Source organism: Agrobacterium sp. SORGH_AS_0745 (genome assembly GCF_030818995.1).
Taxonomy (GTDB): domain Bacteria; phylum Pseudomonadota; class Alphaproteobacteria; order Rhizobiales; family Rhizobiaceae; genus Agrobacterium; species Agrobacterium tumefaciens.
The window spans coordinates 2,079,255-2,097,711 of sequence record NZ_JAUTBI010000003.1; the positions used below are offsets into that span (position 1 = coordinate 2,079,255).

General features: G+C 58.0%; 23 protein-coding genes and 1 riboswitch. Of the genes, 11 read left to right on the top strand and 12 right to left on the bottom strand.

Annotation, left to right across the window (positions count from 1 at the left end; all coding sequences use genetic code 11):
* Positions 1-143: 143 nt before the first annotated feature.
* The 4 genes from gcvP to QE432_RS19890 all read right to left on the bottom strand — a co-directional run bounded on the left by gcvP (position 144) and on the right by QE432_RS19890 (position 5,090).
* Positions 144-3,008, bottom strand: coding sequence for an aminomethyl-transferring glycine dehydrogenase (gene gcvP / locus QE432_RS19875; protein ID WP_003512945.1), 2,865 nt, complete (start codon positions 3,006-3,008; stop codon positions 144-146).
* The gene (gene gcvH / locus QE432_RS19880) at positions 3,008-3,370 is read right to left on the bottom strand and encodes a glycine cleavage system protein GcvH (protein ID WP_003512948.1); all 363 of its coding nucleotides are present in this window, start codon (positions 3,368-3,370) and stop codon (positions 3,008-3,010) included. The genes gcvP and gcvH overlap by 1 nt, the downstream gene beginning before the upstream one ends.
* A gap of 28 nt (positions 3,371-3,398) precedes the next feature.
* Complete coding sequence (gcvT, locus tag QE432_RS19885) at positions 3,399-4,538, bottom strand: glycine cleavage system aminomethyltransferase GcvT (RefSeq protein WP_111783086.1); 1,140 nt, start codon at positions 4,536-4,538, stop codon at positions 3,399-3,401.
* Between the two features lie 154 nt (positions 4,539-4,692).
* A riboswitch (glycine riboswitch) is annotated at positions 4,693-4,780 on the bottom strand.
* A 124-nt stretch (positions 4,781-4,904) separates the two neighbouring features.
* Positions 4,905-5,090 carry a DUF3008 family protein gene (locus tag QE432_RS19890; RefSeq protein ID WP_003496099.1) on the bottom strand — a complete coding sequence of 62 codons (186 nt, stop codon included), beginning with the start codon at positions 5,088-5,090 and terminating at the stop codon, positions 4,905-4,907.
* 173 nt (positions 5,091-5,263) lie between these two features.
* On the opposite strand from QE432_RS19890, the gene QE432_RS19895 reads away from it, so the two are divergent.
* Positions 5,264-5,644: a hypothetical protein gene (locus QE432_RS19895; RefSeq protein ID WP_111783085.1), complete on the top strand. Its 381-nt coding sequence runs from the start codon at positions 5,264-5,266 to the stop codon at positions 5,642-5,644.
* A gap of 88 nt (positions 5,645-5,732) precedes the next feature.
* Positions 5,733-6,722 (top strand): copper chaperone PCu(A)C, encoded by a 990-nt coding sequence (locus QE432_RS19900; protein WP_306625416.1) that lies wholly within the window; start codon positions 5,733-5,735, stop codon positions 6,720-6,722.
* A 62-nt stretch (positions 6,723-6,784) separates the two neighbouring features.
* Here QE432_RS19900 and QE432_RS19905 read toward each other — a convergent pair whose 3' ends face one another.
* Both QE432_RS19905 and QE432_RS19910 read right to left on the bottom strand, forming a co-directional pair.
* Positions 6,785-7,213 (bottom strand): plastocyanin/azurin family copper-binding protein, encoded by a 429-nt coding sequence (locus QE432_RS19905; RefSeq protein WP_003512955.1) that lies wholly within the window; start codon positions 7,211-7,213, stop codon positions 6,785-6,787.
* 120 nt (positions 7,214-7,333) lie between these two features.
* Positions 7,334-7,624 carry a hypothetical protein gene (locus tag QE432_RS19910; protein ID WP_065658277.1) on the bottom strand — a complete coding sequence of 97 codons (291 nt, stop codon included), beginning with the start codon at positions 7,622-7,624 and terminating at the stop codon, positions 7,334-7,336.
* 202 nt (positions 7,625-7,826) lie between these two features.
* Between QE432_RS19910 and crcB the strand changes: the two genes are divergently transcribed.
* The 5 genes from crcB (at position 7,827) to QE432_RS19935 (ending at position 11,309) form a co-directional block, all read left to right on the top strand.
* Positions 7,827-8,204 (top strand): fluoride efflux transporter CrcB, encoded by a 378-nt coding sequence (gene crcB / locus QE432_RS19915; protein WP_013636055.1) that lies wholly within the window; start codon positions 7,827-7,829, stop codon positions 8,202-8,204.
* A 66-nt stretch (positions 8,205-8,270) separates the two neighbouring features.
* Positions 8,271-9,260, top strand: coding sequence for an RluA family pseudouridine synthase (locus QE432_RS19920; protein ID WP_003512960.1), 990 nt, complete (start codon positions 8,271-8,273; stop codon positions 9,258-9,260).
* Between the two features lie 6 nt (positions 9,261-9,266).
* Positions 9,267-9,935: an HAD family hydrolase gene (locus QE432_RS19925; protein ID WP_306625418.1), complete on the top strand. Its 669-nt coding sequence runs from the start codon at positions 9,267-9,269 to the stop codon at positions 9,933-9,935.
* 30 nt (positions 9,936-9,965) lie between these two features.
* Positions 9,966-10,760 carry an ATP12 family chaperone protein gene (locus tag QE432_RS19930; RefSeq protein ID WP_003512964.1) on the top strand — a complete coding sequence of 265 codons (795 nt, stop codon included), beginning with the start codon at positions 9,966-9,968 and terminating at the stop codon, positions 10,758-10,760.
* A gap of 60 nt (positions 10,761-10,820) precedes the next feature.
* The gene (locus QE432_RS19935) at positions 10,821-11,309 is read left to right on the top strand and encodes a hypothetical protein (RefSeq protein WP_013636057.1); all 489 of its coding nucleotides are present in this window, start codon (positions 10,821-10,823) and stop codon (positions 11,307-11,309) included.
* 24 nt (positions 11,310-11,333) lie between these two features.
* On the opposite strand, the gene QE432_RS19940 is transcribed toward QE432_RS19935, so the two are convergent.
* Positions 11,334-11,927, bottom strand: coding sequence for a TetR/AcrR family transcriptional regulator (locus QE432_RS19940; RefSeq protein WP_065704593.1), 594 nt, complete (start codon positions 11,925-11,927; stop codon positions 11,334-11,336).
* Between the two features lie 165 nt (positions 11,928-12,092).
* On the opposite strand from QE432_RS19940, the gene QE432_RS19945 reads away from it, so the two are divergent.
* Complete coding sequence (locus QE432_RS19945) at positions 12,093-12,491, top strand: RidA family protein (RefSeq protein WP_013636059.1); 399 nt, start codon at positions 12,093-12,095, stop codon at positions 12,489-12,491.
* Between the two features lie 108 nt (positions 12,492-12,599).
* Here the strand turns inward: QE432_RS19945 and fghA are convergent, their stop codons facing one another.
* From fghA to QE432_RS19960, 3 genes are read right to left on the bottom strand one after another with little or no spacing between them, the layout of a single operon-like run.
* On the bottom strand, positions 12,600-13,433 hold the full coding sequence (gene fghA / locus QE432_RS19950; RefSeq protein ID WP_065704590.1) for an S-formylglutathione hydrolase: 834 nt from the start codon (positions 13,431-13,433) through the stop codon (positions 12,600-12,602).
* Between the two features lie 33 nt (positions 13,434-13,466).
* Positions 13,467-14,126, bottom strand: coding sequence for a DUF1345 domain-containing protein (locus QE432_RS19955; protein WP_013636061.1), 660 nt, complete (start codon positions 14,124-14,126; stop codon positions 13,467-13,469).
* Between the two features lie 25 nt (positions 14,127-14,151).
* On the bottom strand, positions 14,152-14,607 hold the full coding sequence (locus QE432_RS19960; protein ID WP_003512976.1) for a YaiI/YqxD family protein: 456 nt from the start codon (positions 14,605-14,607) through the stop codon (positions 14,152-14,154).
* Positions 14,608-14,773: 166 nt separating this feature from the next.
* Between QE432_RS19960 and QE432_RS19965 the strand changes: the two genes are divergently transcribed.
* On the top strand, positions 14,774-15,226 hold the full coding sequence (locus QE432_RS19965; protein WP_306625421.1) for a DUF5680 domain-containing protein: 453 nt from the start codon (positions 14,774-14,776) through the stop codon (positions 15,224-15,226).
* 64 nt (positions 15,227-15,290) lie between these two features.
* On the opposite strand, the gene QE432_RS19970 is transcribed toward QE432_RS19965, so the two are convergent.
* Positions 15,291-15,947 carry a peroxiredoxin gene (locus QE432_RS19970; RefSeq protein ID WP_003512980.1) on the bottom strand — a complete coding sequence of 219 codons (657 nt, stop codon included), beginning with the start codon at positions 15,945-15,947 and terminating at the stop codon, positions 15,291-15,293.
* 268 nt (positions 15,948-16,215) lie between these two features.
* On the opposite strand from QE432_RS19970, the gene QE432_RS19975 reads away from it, so the two are divergent.
* On the top strand, positions 16,216-16,866 hold the full coding sequence (locus QE432_RS19975) for a glutathione S-transferase family protein (protein ID WP_111803688.1): 651 nt from the start codon (positions 16,216-16,218) through the stop codon (positions 16,864-16,866).
* A gap of 298 nt (positions 16,867-17,164) precedes the next feature.
* The gene (locus QE432_RS19980) at positions 17,165-17,815 is read left to right on the top strand and encodes a pyridoxamine 5'-phosphate oxidase family protein (RefSeq protein ID WP_025593402.1); all 651 of its coding nucleotides are present in this window, start codon (positions 17,165-17,167) and stop codon (positions 17,813-17,815) included.
* On the opposite strand, the gene QE432_RS19985 is transcribed toward QE432_RS19980, so the two are convergent.
* A complete protein-coding gene (locus QE432_RS19985; RefSeq protein ID WP_111789237.1) occupies positions 17,816-18,457 on the bottom strand; it encodes a cytochrome b in 642 nt (213 codons plus the stop codon).

The following is an 18,457-nucleotide window of genomic DNA, read 5'->3' on the forward strand; positions in this document are numbered from 1 at the left end:
CTTAAATTGCAGCATCCGGTTTAGCATGGAACGGGTTACGATCAATCGCATGTGACGTGGTCGCCCGGTCTTGGGGCTTGTGTCCGGAACGAAAAAGGCCCGGATCGCTCCGGGCCTTCATAAGTTCGTTCGTACCGATGCCTTTATTCGGCGGCCTCGGCATAAGCCTCCATCGGCGGGCAGGTGCAGATGAGGTTGCGGTCGCCATAGACATTGTCAATGCGGTTTACCGGCGACCAGTATTTGTCGATGCGGAAGGCGCCGGGCGGGAAGCAACCCTGTTCGCGGCTGTAGGGACGATCCCACTCGCCGACGAGATCTTCCACCGTGTGCGGCGCGTTCTTCAGCGGATTGTTGGTCTTGTCCGCACGGCCTTCCTCGATGTCGCGGGCTTCCTCGCGGATCGCCAGCATGGCATCGCAGAAACGGTCGATTTCCGCTTTGGTCTCGGATTCCGTTGGCTCGATCATCAGCGTGCCGGCAACCGGCCAGCTCATGGTCGGCGCATGGAAACCGCAGTCGACGAGGCGCTTTGCAACGTCGTCCACCGTCACGCCGCAACTGTCTGCCAGCGGGCGGGTGTCGATGATGCACTCATGCGCCACACGTCCCGTTTCGGACTTGTAGAGCACGTCGTAAGCGCCCTTCAGCCGTTCGGCGATGTAGTTGGCGTTGAGGATCGCAACCTTGGTCGCCTGCGTCAGCCCTTCGCCGCCCATCATCAGGCAGTAGCTCCAGGAAATCGGCAGGATCGACGGCGAGCCGAAGGGGGCAGCCGAAACCGCACCTTCACGACCGTCCGTCGTCGGATGGCCGGGAAGATAGGGAGCAAGATGCGCCTTGACGCCGATCGGCCCCATGCCCGGACCGCCGCCGCCATGCGGGATGCAGAAGGTCTTGTGCAGGTTGAGGTGGCTGACGTCGGAACCGATATCGCCGGGACGGGCAAGACCGACCATGGCGTTCATGTTGGCGCCGTCGAGATAGACCTGACCACCGTGTTTATGGGTGATCTCGCAAATCTCGCGAACCGTCTCCTCAAACACGCCATGGGTGGACGGATAGGTGATCATGCAGCACGAGAGGTTTTCCGCATACTGCTCTGCTTTTGCTCGAAAATCGTCGATATCGATGTCGCCATTTTCCCGCACTTTCACCGGCACCACTTTCATGCCAACCATCTGCGCGGACGCTGGATTGGTGCCATGCGCCGAGGTTGGAATGAGGCAAACGTCGCGATGTGCGCCGCCATTGGCGATGTGGTAGTTGCGGATGGTCAGGAGCCCCGCATATTCACCCTGCGCGCCGGAATTCGGCTGCATGGAGAAGGCGTCGTAACCGGTGACCGAGCACAGCTTTTCCGAGAGGTCATCGATCATTTCCTTGTAGCCGAGCGCCTGATTGGCCGGCACGAAGGGATGGATGTCGGAAAATTCCGGCCACGTTATGGGCAGCATTTCCGCAGTTGCGTTCAGTTTCATGGTGCAGGAACCGAGCGGGATCATCGAGCGGTCGAGCGCGAGATCACGGTCCGAAAGACGGCGGATGTAACGGGTCATCTCGCTTTCGGCACGGTTCATGTGGAAGATCGGATGCGTCATGTACTGGCTGGTGCGCAGCAGTTCCTTCGGCAGGCGATATTCCAACTCGAAATCCGAGATCGAGAAATTGCCGCCGAATGCGCGCCAGACCGCCTCAAGCGTCGCGGGACGCGTGCGCTCGTCAAGGCTCATGCCGATCTTGGTCGCGCCGACCTTGCGCAGGTTCACACCTTCCGCAACGGCCGAGCGCAGGATGACGCCCTGCATATGGCCGACTTCGACGGTGATGGTGTCGAAGAAGGTTTCCGGCTCGATGACGTAGCCAAGCTTCTCCAAGCCCTTGGCCATCAAAACGGCTTTCTGGTGGGTCTGCTGGGCAATCGCCTTGATGCCCTGCGGGCCATGGAAGACGCCATACATCGACGCCATGACTGCAAGCAGCACCTGCGCGGTGCAGATGTTGGAGGTAGCCTTCTCGCGGCGGATATGCTGCTCGCGGGTCTGCAGCGACAGACGATAGGCGCGATTGCCGCGCGCATCGACTGAGACGCCGACCAGACGGCCAGGCATGGAGCGCTTATGTGCATCCTTGACGGACATGTAAGCCGCATGCGGACCACCATAGCCGACCGGAACGCCGAAACGCTGCGAGGTGCCGATGGCGATATCCGCACCCATTTCACCGGGTGACTTCAACAGCGTCAGCGCCAGAAGATCGGCGGCAACGGCAGCGATGGCACCCGTCTGGTGCAGGCGGGAAATCAGGCCCGAGAAATCGCTGACATGACCGTGGGTGCCCGGATACTGGAAGATCGCGCCGAACACGTCGACAGGATCGAGATCGGTAAAGGGATTACCAACGATCACCTTCCAGCCGAGTGGCGCCGCACGTGTCTCGATCAGCGCGATGGTCTGCGGATGGCAATTGGCATCGACGAAGAAGGCGGTTGCCTTGGACTTCGCGACGCGCTGGCACATCGCCATGGCTTCGGCAGCGGCGGTCGCTTCATCAAGCAGCGATGCATTGGCGACATCGAGGCCGGTCAGATCGCAGACCATGGTCTGGTAGTTCAGCAGCGCCTCAAGACGGCCCTGGCTGATTTCTGGCTGGTAAGGCGTATAGGCGGTGTACCAGGCCGGGTTTTCCAGAATGTTGCGCTGGATCACGGGCGGGGTGATTGTACCGTAATAGCCCTGGCCGATCAGCGAGGTCAGCACCTGGTTCTTGTTGGCCGTTTCGCGCAGGCGGTCGAGCGCCTCGCGTTCGGTCAGCGCTGCACCCCAGGTCAGCGGCACCTTCTGGCGGATGGAGGAGGGAACGGTGGCGTCGATCAGGGCATCGAGGCTCTTGTAGCCGATGACCTTCAGCATCTCCGCCATTTCCGACGGCGACGGCCCGATGTGACGCCGGTTGGCGAAATCATAGGGCTGATAGTCGGTGAAATGGAATTCCGTGGGCGTCGTCATTACGCGATCAGCTCCTTGTAGGCTGCCTCGTCGAGCAGCGTATCGGCATCCGCGGCGTTGGAGAGCTTCAGCTTGAAGAACCAGCCGGCACCCTGCGGATCGGAATTGACCAGCGAGGGATCGTCGACGATGGCCTGGTTGATTTCCACCACTTCGCCATCCAGCGGACAATAGACATCGGAAGCCGCCTTGACGGATTCAACGGTCGCCGCGTCGCCATTCTTGGAGAAGGTGGCGCCCACTTCCGGCAATTCGACGAAGACGAGGTCGCCAAGCTGTTCAGCGGCGTGGCTGGTAATGCCAACGGTGGCGATATCGCCTTCGAACTTCAGCCATTCGTGTTCTGCGGTAAATTTCAGCATCGTATTCTCTCCGGAGATGGGATGAAGATTATCGTTTGTAGGTAGGCTTGATGAAGGGCAGGGCAGCGACGGTGACGGGCAGATATTTGCCGCGCACTTCCGCAAAGATCGCCGTGCCGGGAGCAGTATGGGCCGCAGGGACGTAACCCATGGCAACGGGACCTTCGACCGACGGACCGAAGCCGCCGGAAGTCACTTCGCCGATTTCCGTCTTGCCTTCGGCATCCGCGAAAAGCTTGGAATGACCGCGCACCGGTGCCTTGCCCTCTGGCTTCAGGCCGACGCGACGACGCGATGTGCCGTCCTTGAGTTCACCGAGAATACGCTCTGCCCCAGGGAAACCGCCTTCGCGATCACCACCGGCGCGGCGCGCCTTCTGGATCGCCCATTCAAGCGAGGCTTCGATGGGGGAGGTCGTTGTATCGATATCGTTGCCGTAGAGACAAAGGCCAGCTTCAAGACGCAGGCTATCGCGCGCTCCAAGCCCGATCGGCTCGCAATCAGGGTGCTCAAGCAGGGCCTTGGCGATCTCTTCCGCCTTTTCGGCAGGCACGGAGATTTCAAAACCATCCTCGCCGGAATAACCGGAACGGGAAACGATGCAGGGAACGTCGTGCAGCGGAACTTCCAGCACGTCCATGAACTTCATTTCGGAAACACCGGCCCAAAGCTCGGCCAGAACCGCTTCCGCGCGTGGCCCCTGAAGCGCAATCAGCGCTCGATCATCGAGAAGGGTAATGTCGCAAGTGTCAGAAAGATGCGCCTTCATATGGGCGACATCAGCGTCCTTGCACGCCGCGTTGACGACGACGAAAAGGTGATCGCCACGATTCGTGATCATCAGATCATCGAGGATGCAGCCGTTTTCATCGGTGAAGAAACCGTAACGCTGGCGGCCTTCCTTTAGGCCGAGAATGTCAACCGGCACCAGTTTTTCAAGCGCGATTGCAGCGTCGGCATTGTTGCCCGACTTCGCCTTCACGATAACCTGGCCCATGTGGGACACGTCGAAGAGGCCAGCAGAGGTACGGGTCTGAAGATGTTCCTTCAGCACGCCCGCCGGATATTGTACCGGCATGTCGTAACCGGCGAAAGGCACCATGCGGGCGCCAAGGGAAACATGCAGGGAATGGAGCGGCGTGATTTTAAGCTCGGCGGTATCGTCCAAGGACGCCTCCAGGGTTGCGCGAAAGATCGCGCGGGCTCAGGTCATGACGCGAAAAACGCGCCGGGTTCAAGAGCCCCCTCTGTCCTTGTCGCCTGAGATTGTTATCCCTTCGGCGAGCCGTCCTTATGAAAGGTGGCTTCTCTCCAGAGTTCCGTCGTCACCGGTGGTCCTTTTGCCTGAGAGTTTCCGGGGCGGTTGCTCCTTCGGCACCGCAATGAAGCGGTTTCTCCCAACGATGATGCGAGGCTCATTATCTTCGAAGCCCGGTCATTGGCAAGGACGAAATGACGCATCTGAACAGATTTTTGCTCCATCTGCGCCATCGCTGGCTAGATACACGGCGAGTTCCATGCACGAAGCGTGCCGTCAGTCTGATTTTTTCTCCGGCAGACCCTTGCGCTTTGTCGACGCCAGTTCATCAAGTTCCTTTTCTGTCATGGACTTCTCCATGCTTTTTGAAGCACCTTGTAAACTGGATTTCTTGACTTCACCGCGTTTGGCGGCCAGCGCCGCACCTGCGGCTTTCTGCTGGGCTTTCGATTTGGCTGGCATGTCGGTACTCCTTCCGAAACGATCCGTATTGGAAAGGAAATGCCGCCCTGTATCGATTGTTCCTTTGAGCGATTGGGCCTGCGGCAAATTTCCCCTTTGAAATCGGAAGGAAAGAGGGGTATCGCCAGAAGATGGACGCAAATCGAAAACGACCGCTGACAAGGGTGGAGAAAATGCTTCGCATTTTCTGCGCGCTTTTGATGTTGTCGCTTGGTTTTGCCCACAAGCCCGCGCTCGCCGCGGCACCTGCCGTTCTTCTGGATGAGAGTTACCGGCTGCCGGACGGCACCTTTGCCGAAATCTGCCTTGGCCACAGCGGCGGGGTAAATGCCTCGCACCCCAATGACGGCCCCGCCCATTCAAGCGATGCGATCCTGTTTTGCGAGGCCTGCCTGCTGGCCTCGTCCATTCTCTTGCCGGTGCCCGATGCGGCCGGCTGGCTGAGGACGGAATTCGCCTGGCTCGACAATCGCCTGACCGCGGAATGGGGCTTTCACTCGGTCCAGACGATCCGCAAACCGTCCGCACGCGGCCCGCCATCCCTGTCCGCCTGACCTCTTCGTTTCACAGGATCATCGCCGCCGGGTGGCGGCACGGAGCAGCTGCCCGGGCCAATGGCGCCGCAGTCGCAAGGACAAACAAATGAAAACCACCAAGATCATCACCTGCACCCTGTTCGTCGCCTCCGTCTCGACGGCGCAGGCCTTCGCCCATACGACCTTCGTTGACGGTTCGGCCGAACAGGAAAGCACCATCGTTGCCGCACTTCAGGTGCCGCATGGCTGCGATGGCGGACTTGCCACCACAGAAGTGCAGATCAAGCTGCCGGAAGGCTTCATCACTGCCAAGCCGCAGCCCAAGGCCGGTTGGGACCTTGAGGTCATCAAGGGCGACTATCAGAAAGCCTACAAGAACCACGGAAAGGACATCAAAAGCGGCGCGGTCGAAATCCGCTGGAAGGGCGGCAATCTGCCGGATGAATTCTATGACACCTTTGCCGTTCAGGGAAAAATCTCCGGCATAGAGGCCGGGCAGGACCTTCCCTTCAAGGTGACGCAGCTTTGCGGCGACAAAGGCAAGGTTTCCTGGGACGAGGTGGCGGCCGCAGGCGTCGATCCGCATTCGTTGAAAAGCCCGGCGCCGACCATCCGCGTTACCGCAAAAGCCCATGCCGGCGGGCATGACCATTCCGCTATGGCCATGGATATGGATATGGACGTGGTGAAGGCTGGCAGTCTCGAGCTTTCGGCTGGCGCGACAAAGGCCATGCTGCCCGGTCAGCCCGTGGGCGGCGGTTATGTGACGATCAAGAATACCGGTTCCAGCGACGACAAGCTGATCGGCGTCGAATCCTCCGCCGCCGGCCGTGCGGAAATTCACGAAATGGCCATGGTCAACGACGTCATGAAAATGCGCAAGCTGGATAACGGCATCGTCATTCCCGCCGGCGAGACAGTGGAGCTGAAGCCCGGCGGCCTGCACATGATGTTCTTCAACGTGAAGAAGCCGTTCGCCGAAGGCGACAAGGTACCGGTGACGCTGATCTTTGAAAAGGCTGGCAAGGTCGAGATTGTGCTTTCCGCAGGCTCGGCCAAGGGTGGTGACGACAAGAACGCTCACCAGCACAACTGACGCAAAAAAGAGGCTGCCGGAACGCAATACTCATCCGGCAGCCTCAGCTTGTTCGACCAATATTATTTTGTAACAGTCAGCTTGGCCTGCATGCCCGCTTCGTAGTGACCTTTTATGTTGCATAAGAGGAGATATGTGCCGGGCGTAAGCTTTGCCTTGAGCTGACCATCGCCGCCGGGCTTCAGGTCGGCCACTTCGCCAAGACTTTTAAGCTGTTTTTCATCGACACGGTGTTTCGCGGTATTGAGCGGTATTTTTTCGTCTGCAGACTTCAGCTTGACGAGCACCATTTCGTGCTGCTCGCTCATGGCATCGTTATGCACATGAAACACTGCTTCACCGGCTTTGACCGTCGTCTGGTCCATAACGAGTGTCATTGGTCCGCCACCTTCACCGCCTTCGGTGACCTTGATGGTCGTGGCCGCGAAAGCCGGCGCCGAAACAAGGAGCGCGATCGTGGTGGCTGTGACGTGACGGGCAATAGAAATCATGATCTTCCTCCAGTTGGTACCGAAGGACTAAAATTTGAATCTGACAACAACCTGAACGGGCGAAATGCGCACTAAAAAAACTTATAAATAGATTTAATAAGTATGGATATCAAATTGATATTATAAGTTTTTATTGGATTGATTTTCCTCGTAGGCCTGCACGGCCTGATCGAGTGTTGTCTGGGGGGCGTTGCGATGGCTGGCGCTTGTCAGGAAATAGAGGGTCAAGGCCGGCGGCTTGATGGCGGTGAGCAAGGCTCTCAACTGGAAATCGTCTCCCTGTTCGGCCTTGCGCGCCAATTCGTGAATGGCTTCCTCAACCTCGCTTCTGCGCGATACACGCTGCGACGGCTTCACGGCCTCCAGTGCGTAGGCCGCAGTGTTTGCAGAAACGGAAAGAACCTGTGTCATCCAACCTCCGGCCATCCTTCGCCGACCCGTAAAACCGCAGATTAGCAGCTGCGTCTTGTTGGAAGCCTAAATCGCGGACGTGCAATTTAATCGAGTTTTAATCGAAAAAAGGTCGGGACGAGGGGGTTTCACCACCCGTGGCTATGTTCTAGAAAACGTCTTCAACAGACCCGTCGGGTATTTCTCCGGAGACATTCCCCAAATGCTGAATATCGCTCTTGTCGCAGCAGGCGGCGCAATCGGTTCGGTTTTCCGCTATCTCGTCGGTCTGTTGAGTGTGCGCCTTGTGGGTATGACTTTCCCTTGGGGAACGCTGGCGGTGAATGTGGTCGGATCCTTTCTCATCGGTTTCCTGGTTGAGCTTGTTGCAAGGCGGCTGAACGCGTCCATGGAGATGCGCCTGTTTCTGGTCACCGGCGTTCTCGGTGGCTTCACCACCTTTTCGTCCTTCTCGCTGGATGCGGTAGCGCTTTTCGAACGCGGCGCGCTCGGCCTTTCGGCGGTTTACATCACGGCAAGCCTGGTGGTTTCCATCGCGGCGGTTTTCGCCGGGCTGGCCTTGGGCCGCAGTTTGTTCTAAAGGCTTGCTCCAAACGGTGCGCCGGATAACAGGGCGCGCGATCAAGACAGAGAGACTGGAAATTTCATGGCAGGTATCGAGCATATCAAGGTCGAGGCCGACGAGGCCGGTATGCGCCTCGATCGCTGGTTCAAGATTCACTATCCGGGTCTGGGGTTCGGGCAGCTGCAAAAGCTGCTGCGCTCCGGACAGGTGCGTGTTGACGGCGGCCGGGTGAAGACGGACGCACGGGTGCAGCCGGGACAGATGGTGCGTGTGCCGCCTGTTGATTCCGACCTCAAGGTCAAAAGCGGACCGATCGGATCAAGGGACCTCAAACATTCGGCAGACGGTGAACTTCTGGCGCGCATGCTGCTGCATGAGGACGACAAGGTTCTGGTGTTCAACAAGCCGGCCGGCATTGCCGTGCAGGGCGGCTCGGGCGTCAACCGTCACATCGACGGGCTTCTGGAAGCATGGACCAGCCCGAAGGGCGAAAAGCCGCGTCTGGTGCACCGTCTGGACCGTGACACGTCGGGCGTGCTGGTGGTGGCCCGCACCCGAGGTGCTGCACAAAAGCTGACGGCCGCTTTCCGCGAGCGCGATACCAAGAAGACCTATTGGGCGCTGGTTCGCGGCGTGCCGCGCAAGCATCAGGACAAGATTTCCACCTGGCTGGTCAAGGAGCAGACCCCCGACGGCGACCGCATGCGCATTGCCAAGCACGGCGAAGAGGGGGCAGATCACGCCATTTCCTATTACCGTGTCATCGATACCGCCGCGCAGAACCTCGCCTGGCTGGAAATGGAGCCCTATACCGGCCGTACCCACCAGCTGCGCGTTCACGCACTGCATATGGGGCACCCGATTATCGGCGATCCGAAATATTACATCGATGATCCGAACTGGGATTTTCCGGGCGGTGTACAAAAGCGTCTGCACCTGCATGCACGCCATATCGACATTCCGCACCCGAATGGCGGCCGGCTTCGCGTCAGCGCGCCTTTGCCACCGCATATGGTACAGACTTGGAACCTGCTCGGCCTCGACGTGGCCGATGGCGACAGGGAAGGCTGATATCAGATGAAACTCGTTCTTTTCGATTGTGACGGCACGCTGGTCGACAGCGCCGGCCTTATCCATGCCGTCATGGTGGATACCTTCGCCGATTTCGGAAAGCCACGGCCTGATGTTGCACAGACCAAGGCAATTATCGGCCTGACGCTCGACATCGCCATCGCCCGCATGCTCGGTAAGGCGCATGTGGATGACGAGGCGCGCGCGATGACTGAGCGCTATCGGGAAATCTATCACCCGATCCGCGCCCGACCTGGCATGATCGAGCCGCTGTTCGACGGTATCGCGCCCTTGATCGACACGCTCGCCAGACGGGATGAGGTGCTGATCGGCGCGGTCACCGGCAAGGGCCGTCGCGGGTTGACCCATATTCTCGAAACGCATGGTTTTGCCGAGCATTTCATCGTGTCGCGCACGGCGGATGATTGCCCTTCCAAGCCGCATCCGGCCATGGTGATGGAATGTTGCCATGAAACCGGCATGGTTCCGGCCGACACTGTCGTCATCGGCGATGCTATCTATGACATGCAGATGGCGAAGGCCGCCGGCGCAAAGGCCATCGGCGTTGCCTGGGGCTACGCCTCGGTCGATGATCTCTGGAAGGCCGGCGCAGACGCCGTCGTCAGCCATCCGAGCGAAATTCCGGCCCATGTTCCCGCCGATATTCTTGAATGATCCTTTCTATTCGACTGATGAGGACGTGCCATGCGTGATCTCCTGAACGACCTTTCGGAAGGCCTCAGCCACCCCGATCCGATCCTTCGCGCCCAAATCCAGATGCAGCGGCCCCTGCCGAAACGTTTCTATAAGGACGTTACCGTTGCTGACGTGGAAGACGGCGGCTTCACCATCCATCTCGATGGCAAACCTTTGCGAACGCCCGCCAAGAAGCCGCTTGTCTTGCCCTCGAAGGCGCTTGCGGATCTGCTTCGCGATGAATGGGATGCGCAGAAAGAAGTGGTGAACCCGGTCGTCATGCCGGTCTCGCGGCATGTGAACACCGCCATCGACGGTATCGCCAGCGACACCCAGGCGGTTTTCGAGGACATACTGCGCTTTTCCTCTTCCGATCTCCTGTGCTACCGCGCAGGTCAACCGGAAGCGCTTGTGGCGCGGCAGGCGGACCATTGGGATCCGGTGATCGACTGGGCGGCCAATGTTCTCGGCGCACGCTTCATTCTCGTCGAAGGCGTCATGCATCGCGATCAGCCTCGGGAAGCCGTTGCAGCCTTTGCCGTGACGCTCAAAAAATACGATACGCCGATCGCGCTTGCCGCCCTGCACACCATGACGTCGCTGACCGGCTCCGCCATTCTGGCGCTGGCACTGGCGGAAGGGCAGCTGACGCTGGAGGAAACCTGGGCGCTGGCCCATCTTGACGAGGACTGGACCGCCGAACATTGGGGCGAGGACGAGGAGGCGCTGGAGCGCCGCGCCACTAGGCTCATCGACATGCGTGCAGCACTCAACGTTCTGGAGGCGTTGAAGAGCGCGCCTTAACGCTTTTCTAACCCTGATGACCGAATATGCGGTTACCTCACGTTAGGGGAGCCGCAGATCATGAACACTCGATTGAAACGCCTTGGCATTGTTGTGCTGGCGTGTTTCACGCTCATGTCTTTCAGGCTGGAACCGGAGGCGACCAATGCCGACCGGCTGCTTTATGATGTGCGCGGCGCCTTTGTAGCGGCACGGCCGGATGTAGCGCCAGCATTGATGCAATCCATTCATGCGCAACTACAGAATGCCATCAAAACGACGGCACGCGGCGAAATCAGACCGCGCGTTGTGTTGACCATTCGCCTCGCATCCGTCACCCGCGGCCCCTTCCTGTTTGGAGAACGGGCATCGGCCCGTGTCATCGTTCGTGCGGCCGCCGTGGCGACGGGCGAGGTTATCGCCGAGGCCAAATTCACAGCCACCGTCGTCAGCTTCGACAATCAGTCAATCGAGCAGGATCTCGCTTACGGCGTCGCGGAGCGCGTGATCCGCGAGTTCCGGCTGAGCCGACCCGGACCGACAACGCTCGCGACGGCGTTGTTTCCGTGAACAAGTATGGTTTCCAGATAGAGTTTAAACTGGTTTCACAAGAAGGCCGGTGGCCATGGACTGGAAAGCCTCGACAGCCTTCGGCAGCACCCTCACGGGATCGTCACTGGCGGCGATCCATAGCGCAGCATTAAGTGCAGCGCCGCTTAGAAGCCGGGCAGCAGCTTCCGCATCGACTGACTTGATGACCCCTTGTTCGATGAGGCTCTGAACCGTTCGCTTGGTCGCATGCAGACAACTGCTCTGGCTAGGCCACTGCGACGGATCACCCAACACCGCAGGCCCGTCGAGCAGAACGATGCGTTGTACTTCCGGATCAAGCGCCATTTCGATATAGGCGGCGCCCTCGGCGAGCAAACCTTGCCAATCGTCCTCGGCCAATGCCCCGATCTCTTGAGCGCGAGACGCCATTTCAGAATCGATCTGATCGACCACCGCCGCCAGCAGCCCACGCTTATCTCCGAAATTGTGATAAAGCGCCCCACGCGTCAGACCAACCTCAGCAGTCAACTCGTCCATTGATGCGGAAGAGTATCCCTTTTCGGCGAAAATCTTTCGTGCAGCCGCGATCAGTTTTACGCGATTTTCCTCCATCGTTTCCGCGCGTCTTTTCGCCATACTCTCCTCAATTTCACATACGTGACGTATACGGGTTGACATACGGAACGTATGCCACCAAATTCAAATACGCACCGTATATCAAATAAGGCGTTGTGTGAAGCGCTCGAAGCGTAACGTTCCGCCCAGAGAGTGCACTTGATTACAAAGAAGAGAGATTTAAAAATGGCGAAGCGCGAAGCAATCTTTCCCGCAAACAGACATGCTCTTTACGAGGAGCACGGCTATTCGGCGGCTATCCGATCCGGGGACCTTCTGTTCGTTTCCGGGCAGGTGGGCAGCCTTTCCGATGGAACGCCAGAACCCGATTTTGAACGTCAGGTACAATTGGCTTTCGAAAATCTCAAAGCCACGCTGCATGCAGCGGGCTGTACATTTGATGATATTGTCGACGTGACGACATTCCATACGGACCCCGAAAAACAGTTCGGAACCATCATGGCCGTCAAGCAGCAGATTTTCAGCACGAAGCCTTACCCGAACTGGACTGCAATAGGCGTGAACTGGCTGGCGGGCTTCGATTTCGAGATCAAGGTCATCGCCCGCATTCCTTTGGATGCATAAATCTCCGAAAGCCATAGCGAAGACGGCGTACTGAAAACGCCGTCACGTCGCTGTTCAAGATGTCGGACGAATCCAAACCGCGCAGGTTAAGCTTCCCCTTTCGCAGCCTTAGCCAAGTCGCTCGGCATGCCATTTCAGATGGTCATCCATGAAGCTGGAGATGAAATAATAGGAGTGGTCGTAACGCTCGTGCATGCGCAGCGTCAGGCCGATATCGGTTCCTTTGATCGCCTCTTCGAACAGCCAGGGACGCAGGCCTTTTTCGAGGAAACTGTCGGCCTTGCCCTGGTCGATCAGGAATTCCGGAAAACGGGCGCCGTCTTCGACCAGCGAGCAGGCATCGTATTGCCGCCATGCGGCACGATCCGTTCCGAGATACTTTTCCAGCGCCGGTTCGGACCAGTCGGCAGAGGAGGGGGCGACGATTGGGGCGAAGGCGGAGCAGCTCTTGAAGCGGTCTGGGTTCTTAAGCGCAATCGTCATGGCGCCATGGCCGCCCATCGAATGGCCGAAAATGCCCTGACGGCTCATATCCGCGCGGAAATGCTGGCCAATGAAGGCTGGCAGCTCTTCCGTCACGTAGCTGTACATATGGTAGTGCTCCGACCAAGGCTCCTGCGTGGCGTCGAGATAAAAGCCCGCGCCCTTGCCCATCTGCCAGTTGGTCACTTCATCAGGCACATCGTTGCCACGCGGGCTGGTATCCGGGCAAACGATGATTAGCCCGAGTTCGGACGCCATGCGGCGATATTCGCCTTTTTCCATGACATTGGCGTGGGTGCAAGTGAGGCCGGAAAGATACCACAGAACCGGGCACGGCTCGCTGATCGCCTTCGGCGGCACATAGACTGCAAAGGTCATCTCGCATTTCAGGGTTTCGGATGGGTGCGAAAATACGCCCTGCATGCCGCCAAAGGCCGTATTTTGCGAGATGATATTCATGAAGCCATTCCTTTATGAAGAGTTTTTTTCGGTTCAGCCCGCAAGCGCGACCGCAGCATTGACCGCCGCTGCTACCAGAACCGTGTTGAAGAAGAAGGAGACGATGGAGTGCAACAGCGTGACCTTGCGCATCGGTGTCGTGGTTACAGCAACATCCGAGGTCTGCGCCGTCATACCGATGACAACAGCGAAATAGAGGAAGTCGTAACCGCAGGGTTCCTTCGTTGCCGGGAAATCCATGCCGCCGCGATGCTTGCGCTTGCCATCAACGGTTTCCGGACGCCAGTAAAGATGGGCATAGTGCAAGGCGGTCATGGTGTGGATTGTCAGCCACCCGAAAATCACGGAGCCGAAGGCGAGCAGCAGCGTCCAGACGGTTTCGCCGGAATGGTTGAGTGCCTGAAAAAGTGAAACGACGGCGACGGTGGCAGCGATCAGCGTAATGGCGATGATGGCCATTGCCGGCAGGTCATCACTATCGGCATGCGCTTTCAGGTGCTGGGCCGTTAATTTCGGAAGCCGAAAGGCCACCAGCCCGAGATAGGTCAGGAAAAACAGAATGGCTGCAATTTCGATGGCGAGCGGCCGTGCGAATGCCAGCGCCAAGCCAAGGCCGAAGGCGCCAACAAAAAGAGCGACGAAGAAAGGCTTATGGCGGCTGTAGGTGTTGCTCTGCGGATTGGCCGGGGTCATGGGCTGCGCCTTCCTGTTTACGCGGTCATTTTTTGACACGGCGGCAGAAACGGTCAAGCGTCTCCAGAAAAGCAGACCGGTCGCGCGGCGAGAAAGCCGCGTTATATCCCTTGCTCTCACCGGTTTCGCGCAGGTGTGCGCCAAGGTCGCGCATCGCAGTTGCCATACCGATGTTGGTTTGGTCGAAAACGCGGCCGGTCGGTCCCGTCACCAGCGCGCCCCTGGCAACGCAACGCCCGGCGAGCGGCACATCGGCGGTAATGACGATATCGTTTTCGCCCGCACGCTCCGCAATCCAGTCATCCGCCGCATCGAAACCGGCCGATACGATCACGTTTTTCACCATCGGATCGCGCGACGGGCGCAAACCGGAATTGGCAACGAATGTCACCTCCAGCCCATGCCGTTCCGCCACCTTGAGAATCTCGGGTTTCACGGGGCAGGCGTCGGCATCGACATAGATTTGCGGGGTCTGCGACATGGGCACTCTTCGAGGATCATTTATGCATCGCTTTTAAGGGCAAACGCTGCGATTACCAAGCCCACCATCTGTGAAAATATGGCGACAGGCAGGGTAAGGAATACGCTTGCGACCTTCACACAAGTCCAGTATGTTCACTTTATGTTCCTGATGTGAGGTATTCCCGATGCTGGAAGAATTCATCGTGCAGGCCAAGTCCGCCACTTATGTGGGCGGCGGCAACAAATCCTCGACGCCCATCCGCATCGGCTCACACGACCTCGGCTTTCGAAGTGGCGACTGGAACTACATCGATAGCTATTTCGGCGGAACCGACTTCATCGGTCAGGAGGTCGTCTGGCATCAGGGAATTCCACTTTGGGCCATGAATTATTACGGCCGCATCATCCGCCCTGAGCTAATCGACGGCACGGTGGCGGGCAGGGTGATCCAGCGATCGCTTTCCACGCTATACAGGGAAGGGCGCTTCCTCGGCGGCTTCACCCACGAGGTCGAAGACATGATCTATGTCGATACCAATGAGGGCGAATTCCGGTCTTTTACCGGCGTGGAGCGCATATATCGGGACAGCGTTGAGGTGTACCGGCTCGACTACCACGGCGGCGTGATAAAGCCGTAGCTGCGCCGCGAGTAAGATCAAACAGGGACGATGGAGATCCATCGCCCCTTTTATCGATTTCAAATCAGCCCGGCTGCTTCGTCTTGCGCAGGTATGGAAGAACTGTGTCATAGGAGCCGAAACGGGCAATCGCATCCTCGTTGGAGACGGCGGCGGTGATAATGACGTCTTCGCCCTGTTTCCAGTTTGCCGGTGTCGCCACCTGATGTTTAGAAGTCAGCTGGATGGAATCGATCGCGCGAAGAATTTCGTCGAAGTTGCGCCCGGTGGTCATCGGGTAGGTGAGGACCAGCTTGATCTTCTTGTCGGGACCGACAACGAAGACGGAGCGCACGGTGGCGTTGTCGGCCGGCGTGCGGCCTTCGGAACTGTCGCCCGCGCCCGCCGGCAGCATGTCATAGAGCTTCGCGACTTTCAGGTCCTTGTCGCCGATCAGCGGATAATCGACATTAAAGCCGGTCGCGGTGCGGATGTCGTTTTTCCATTTCTCATGGCTTTCGACCGGATCGACCGAAATGCCGATGATCTTGACGCCGCGCTTTTCGAATTCCGGCTGCAGGCCGCCCATCGCGCCGAGTTCCGTGGTGCAGACCGGCGTGAAATTCTTCGGATGCGAAAACAGGACCGCCCAGCCGTCGCCGATCCATTCGTGAAAGCTCACCGGACCGTGTGTGGTCTCGGCGGTGAAATCGGGTGCGATGTCGTTTATACGCAGGCTCATCTGATGGTTTCTCCCTAATGATTTAAATTGAAATCCTGAAGGTTTTGGCAATCCGCGTCCGGCGCAGGAGCTTAGAGTTTTTGCGTGAAATGGCCAGCCCTTTCCACGGCAAACGGCACGCTAATGACCTGTCATGGAAACGTACAAGGATTGTTTTCGTTCTGGCAAACGCCTATTCTGACGCGCTGCCTTTTCCGGCCGGCGCAAAAAGCTGATGCTCGACCACAATGAGCCAATAGTCTCCAAACAGACGCGATGGGGAACAGCAATGACGATCACGATTACCGCTTTTGAACGCTCGCCCGATGGCGGCAAGGGTCTGGCCCGCGACATGCGCGTGCGCTGGGCGCTGGAGGAAGCTGGACTGTCTTACGATGTTCGCCTTCTCTCCTTCAAGGCGATGCGGGAACCTGCGCATCTGGCACTTCAGCCGTTTGGACAAATCCCGACCTATGAGGAGGGCGACCTTGTACTGTTCGAATCCGGCGCGATCATTTTCCACATCGCGCAGCGCAATGCCGGCCTGTTGCCGCGGGATGTGAATGCGCGGGCACGGGCGATAACCTGGATGTTCGCCGCGCTCAACACGGTGGAGCCGCCAATCGTTGACCGCTCGATTGCCCGATTTCTGGAGGGCGACAAGAGCTGGTACGAAGAGCGCTTGGCGATGATCGATAAAAATATCAGCAAGCGGCTCGGCGAACTCTCCCGCTGCCTCGGTGACGACGACTGGCTCGACGGTGCGTTCAGCGCTGGAGATCTGTTGATGATATCGGTGCTGCAAAGGATAAAAAGCTCAGGCATCCTCGACGAATATCCAAACCTTTCAGCCTATGTGGCTCGCGGTGAGGCGCGTCCGGCCTATCAACGCGCCTTTGCCGACCAGCTTGCCGTCTTCAAGGCCGCTTCGACCGCTTGAACGTCGGTAAATAGCGAGGGCCTTAAGGTAAGAACAAACTACACGGTCTGTACAGGATTGCCCGCCCTCAAAGGCTCGCGCAGCCGTTTCGGTGATTGTTGTGCCTCTGTCGGCGCCGGTTCTACTTCTTGATTGAAATTAAAATCTGCGATAGTGCTAATATTGAGGTACGTACCTCAAATTTAGAAGCAGCTCAAATGCGGACAGAGAAGAACAATCGATATGTCAGCAATATCCAGGCGTTTTCGTCTGGTGAAGCTGATGGGAACAACGGGGCAACGTCACAAGGGTGAGGATGATGACGGCGTTTGAACTTGATCCGGAATTTGCAATAACAGATGAGCCATCGCTTCGAGGATTGTTCGAGGCGACCCACGCGCTGGCGATATTGAAGTGTCAGGACACCATTGGCGAGCATGCGCGGGAATTTATCAGACGCTCTCCGTTCCTGTGCATAGGAACGCAGAATCTGGCGGGAAGTGCTGACGTAAGCCCTCGTGGCGACCCTGCGGGGTTCGTCAAGATTCTTGATGAACGCACACTCGCGATACCGGATCGGCCGGGTAACAATCGTCTGGATACGTTGACCAATATCATTGCCAATCCAAGCGTCGGGCTATTGTTTGTCATACCGGGATTTGACGACACGTTGCGTGTGAACGGGCAGGCAAAGCTCGCAACCGACCCGGAACTTCTGAGATGCATGAGTATCAATGATCGTGCGCCCAAACTCGCGATTGTCGTCAGGGTGAGTGAGGTTTTCATGCATTGCGCCAAGGCGTTTCGGCGGTCTCATTTGTGGAGCCCGGATCATTTTCAGGATCGCTCCGAGATGCCGTCGCTCATCAAAATCATCCTTGACGAAACGACGGGGGCGCCCAGCAACAAGGATGAGATGCGGAAATTGGATGACGATCTGGAAAAGGACTACCAGAGAACACTTTATTAGCTATTTTCGAGGGGAGGCGGTGCGGCTCCTGTTGTCTGCAGCAGCCCTGAAAGGGATCATGCGCCGAAGCGTTGGATCTTTGCGGACGAAATGGTGCCACAGCGCTGCTGCCACATGAAGAACGACGATAACTGCGGCAAGATAGGCCAGAGTGGCGTGAACCTCAGTCCAGAAAGCCTCGGCTTGGTCGGAGATCGCCATGGGTAGTCCTGGCATGACGACAAGATCGAAGACATAACTGGGGATCTGCAGAGGAGACGTCGACGCGACGGCCCAACCGGCAAGGGGAACGGCAAGAGTAAGGAACAGCAGTGCGGCGTGAGCCGCCCGTGCGGCCAACCTCGAAGCCATCCCTTCACCATCCAGAGCCCGCGGTTTCCTGCTGAAAACCGACCAGATGAAGCGGGGGGCGGCGAGGGCCAGAACCAGAAACCCAATCGACTTGTGATACTGAAAAAGATTGAACTGAAGCACCGGATCGATGTCGCGGCTCATAAAATATCCCAGCGCAAGCTGCGCGAGGAATAGGAGCGCGATTGTCCAATGGAAAACGATCGCCACCAAACCAAAGGAGGCGGACGTGTTTCGCCATCTCCTTACGCCTCTCGTCGCTCTATCGGAATGACCCTTGAGATATTGCAT

Bases quoted from the DNA above. Each gene is read 5' to 3' on its own strand.
- QE432_RS19965 (WP_306625421.1), top strand. From the start codon at position 14,774: ATGCTGGAAGAATTCATCGTGCAGGCCAAGTCCGCCACTTATGTGGGC.
- QE432_RS19945 (WP_013636059.1), top strand. From the start codon at position 12,093: ATGGCGAAGCGCGAAGCAATCTTTCCCGCAAACAGACATGCTCTTTAC.
- QE432_RS19890 (WP_003496099.1), bottom strand. From the start codon at position 5,090: ATGCCAGCCAAATCGAAAGCCCAGCAGAAAGCCGCAGGTGCGGCGCTG.
- QE432_RS19970 (WP_003512980.1), bottom strand. From the start codon at position 15,947: ATGAGCCTGCGTATAAACGACATCGCACCCGATTTCACCGCCGAGACC.
- gcvP (WP_003512945.1), bottom strand. From the start codon at position 3,008: ATGACGACGCCCACGGAATTCCATTTCACCGACTATCAGCCCTATGAT.
- QE432_RS19910 (WP_065658277.1), bottom strand. From the start codon at position 7,624: ATGACACAGGTTCTTTCCGTTTCTGCAAACACTGCGGCCTACGCACTG.
- QE432_RS19935 (WP_013636057.1), top strand. From the start codon at position 10,821: ATGAACACTCGATTGAAACGCCTTGGCATTGTTGTGCTGGCGTGTTTC.
- QE432_RS19900 (WP_306625416.1), top strand. From the start codon at position 5,733: ATGAAAACCACCAAGATCATCACCTGCACCCTGTTCGTCGCCTCCGTC.
- crcB (WP_013636055.1), top strand. From the start codon at position 7,827: ATGCTGAATATCGCTCTTGTCGCAGCAGGCGGCGCAATCGGTTCGGTT.
- QE432_RS19920 (WP_003512960.1), top strand. From the start codon at position 8,271: ATGGCAGGTATCGAGCATATCAAGGTCGAGGCCGACGAGGCCGGTATG.
- QE432_RS19895 (WP_111783085.1), top strand. From the start codon at position 5,264: ATGCTTCGCATTTTCTGCGCGCTTTTGATGTTGTCGCTTGGTTTTGCC.
- QE432_RS19940 (WP_065704593.1), bottom strand. From the start codon at position 11,927: ATGGCGAAAAGACGCGCGGAAACGATGGAGGAAAATCGCGTAAAACTG.
- QE432_RS19975 (WP_111803688.1), top strand. From the start codon at position 16,216: ATGACGATCACGATTACCGCTTTTGAACGCTCGCCCGATGGCGGCAAG.
- QE432_RS19905 (WP_003512955.1), bottom strand. From the start codon at position 7,213: ATGATTTCTATTGCCCGTCACGTCACAGCCACCACGATCGCGCTCCTT.
- QE432_RS19930 (WP_003512964.1), top strand. From the start codon at position 9,966: ATGCGTGATCTCCTGAACGACCTTTCGGAAGGCCTCAGCCACCCCGAT.
- QE432_RS19960 (WP_003512976.1), bottom strand. From the start codon at position 14,607: ATGTCGCAGACCCCGCAAATCTATGTCGATGCCGACGCCTGCCCCGTG.
- QE432_RS19985 (WP_111789237.1), bottom strand. From the start codon at position 18,457: ATGCAATATCTCAAGGGTCATTCCGATAGAGCGACGAGAGGCGTAAGG.
- QE432_RS19925 (WP_306625418.1), top strand. From the start codon at position 9,267: ATGAAACTCGTTCTTTTCGATTGTGACGGCACGCTGGTCGACAGCGCC.
- QE432_RS19955 (WP_013636061.1), bottom strand. From the start codon at position 14,126: ATGACCCCGGCCAATCCGCAGAGCAACACCTACAGCCGCCATAAGCCT.
- fghA (WP_065704590.1), bottom strand. From the start codon at position 13,433: ATGAATATCATCTCGCAAAATACGGCCTTTGGCGGCATGCAGGGCGTA.
- gcvH (WP_003512948.1), bottom strand. From the start codon at position 3,370: ATGCTGAAATTTACCGCAGAACACGAATGGCTGAAGTTCGAAGGCGAT.
- QE432_RS19980 (WP_025593402.1), top strand. From the start codon at position 17,165: ATGACGGCGTTTGAACTTGATCCGGAATTTGCAATAACAGATGAGCCA.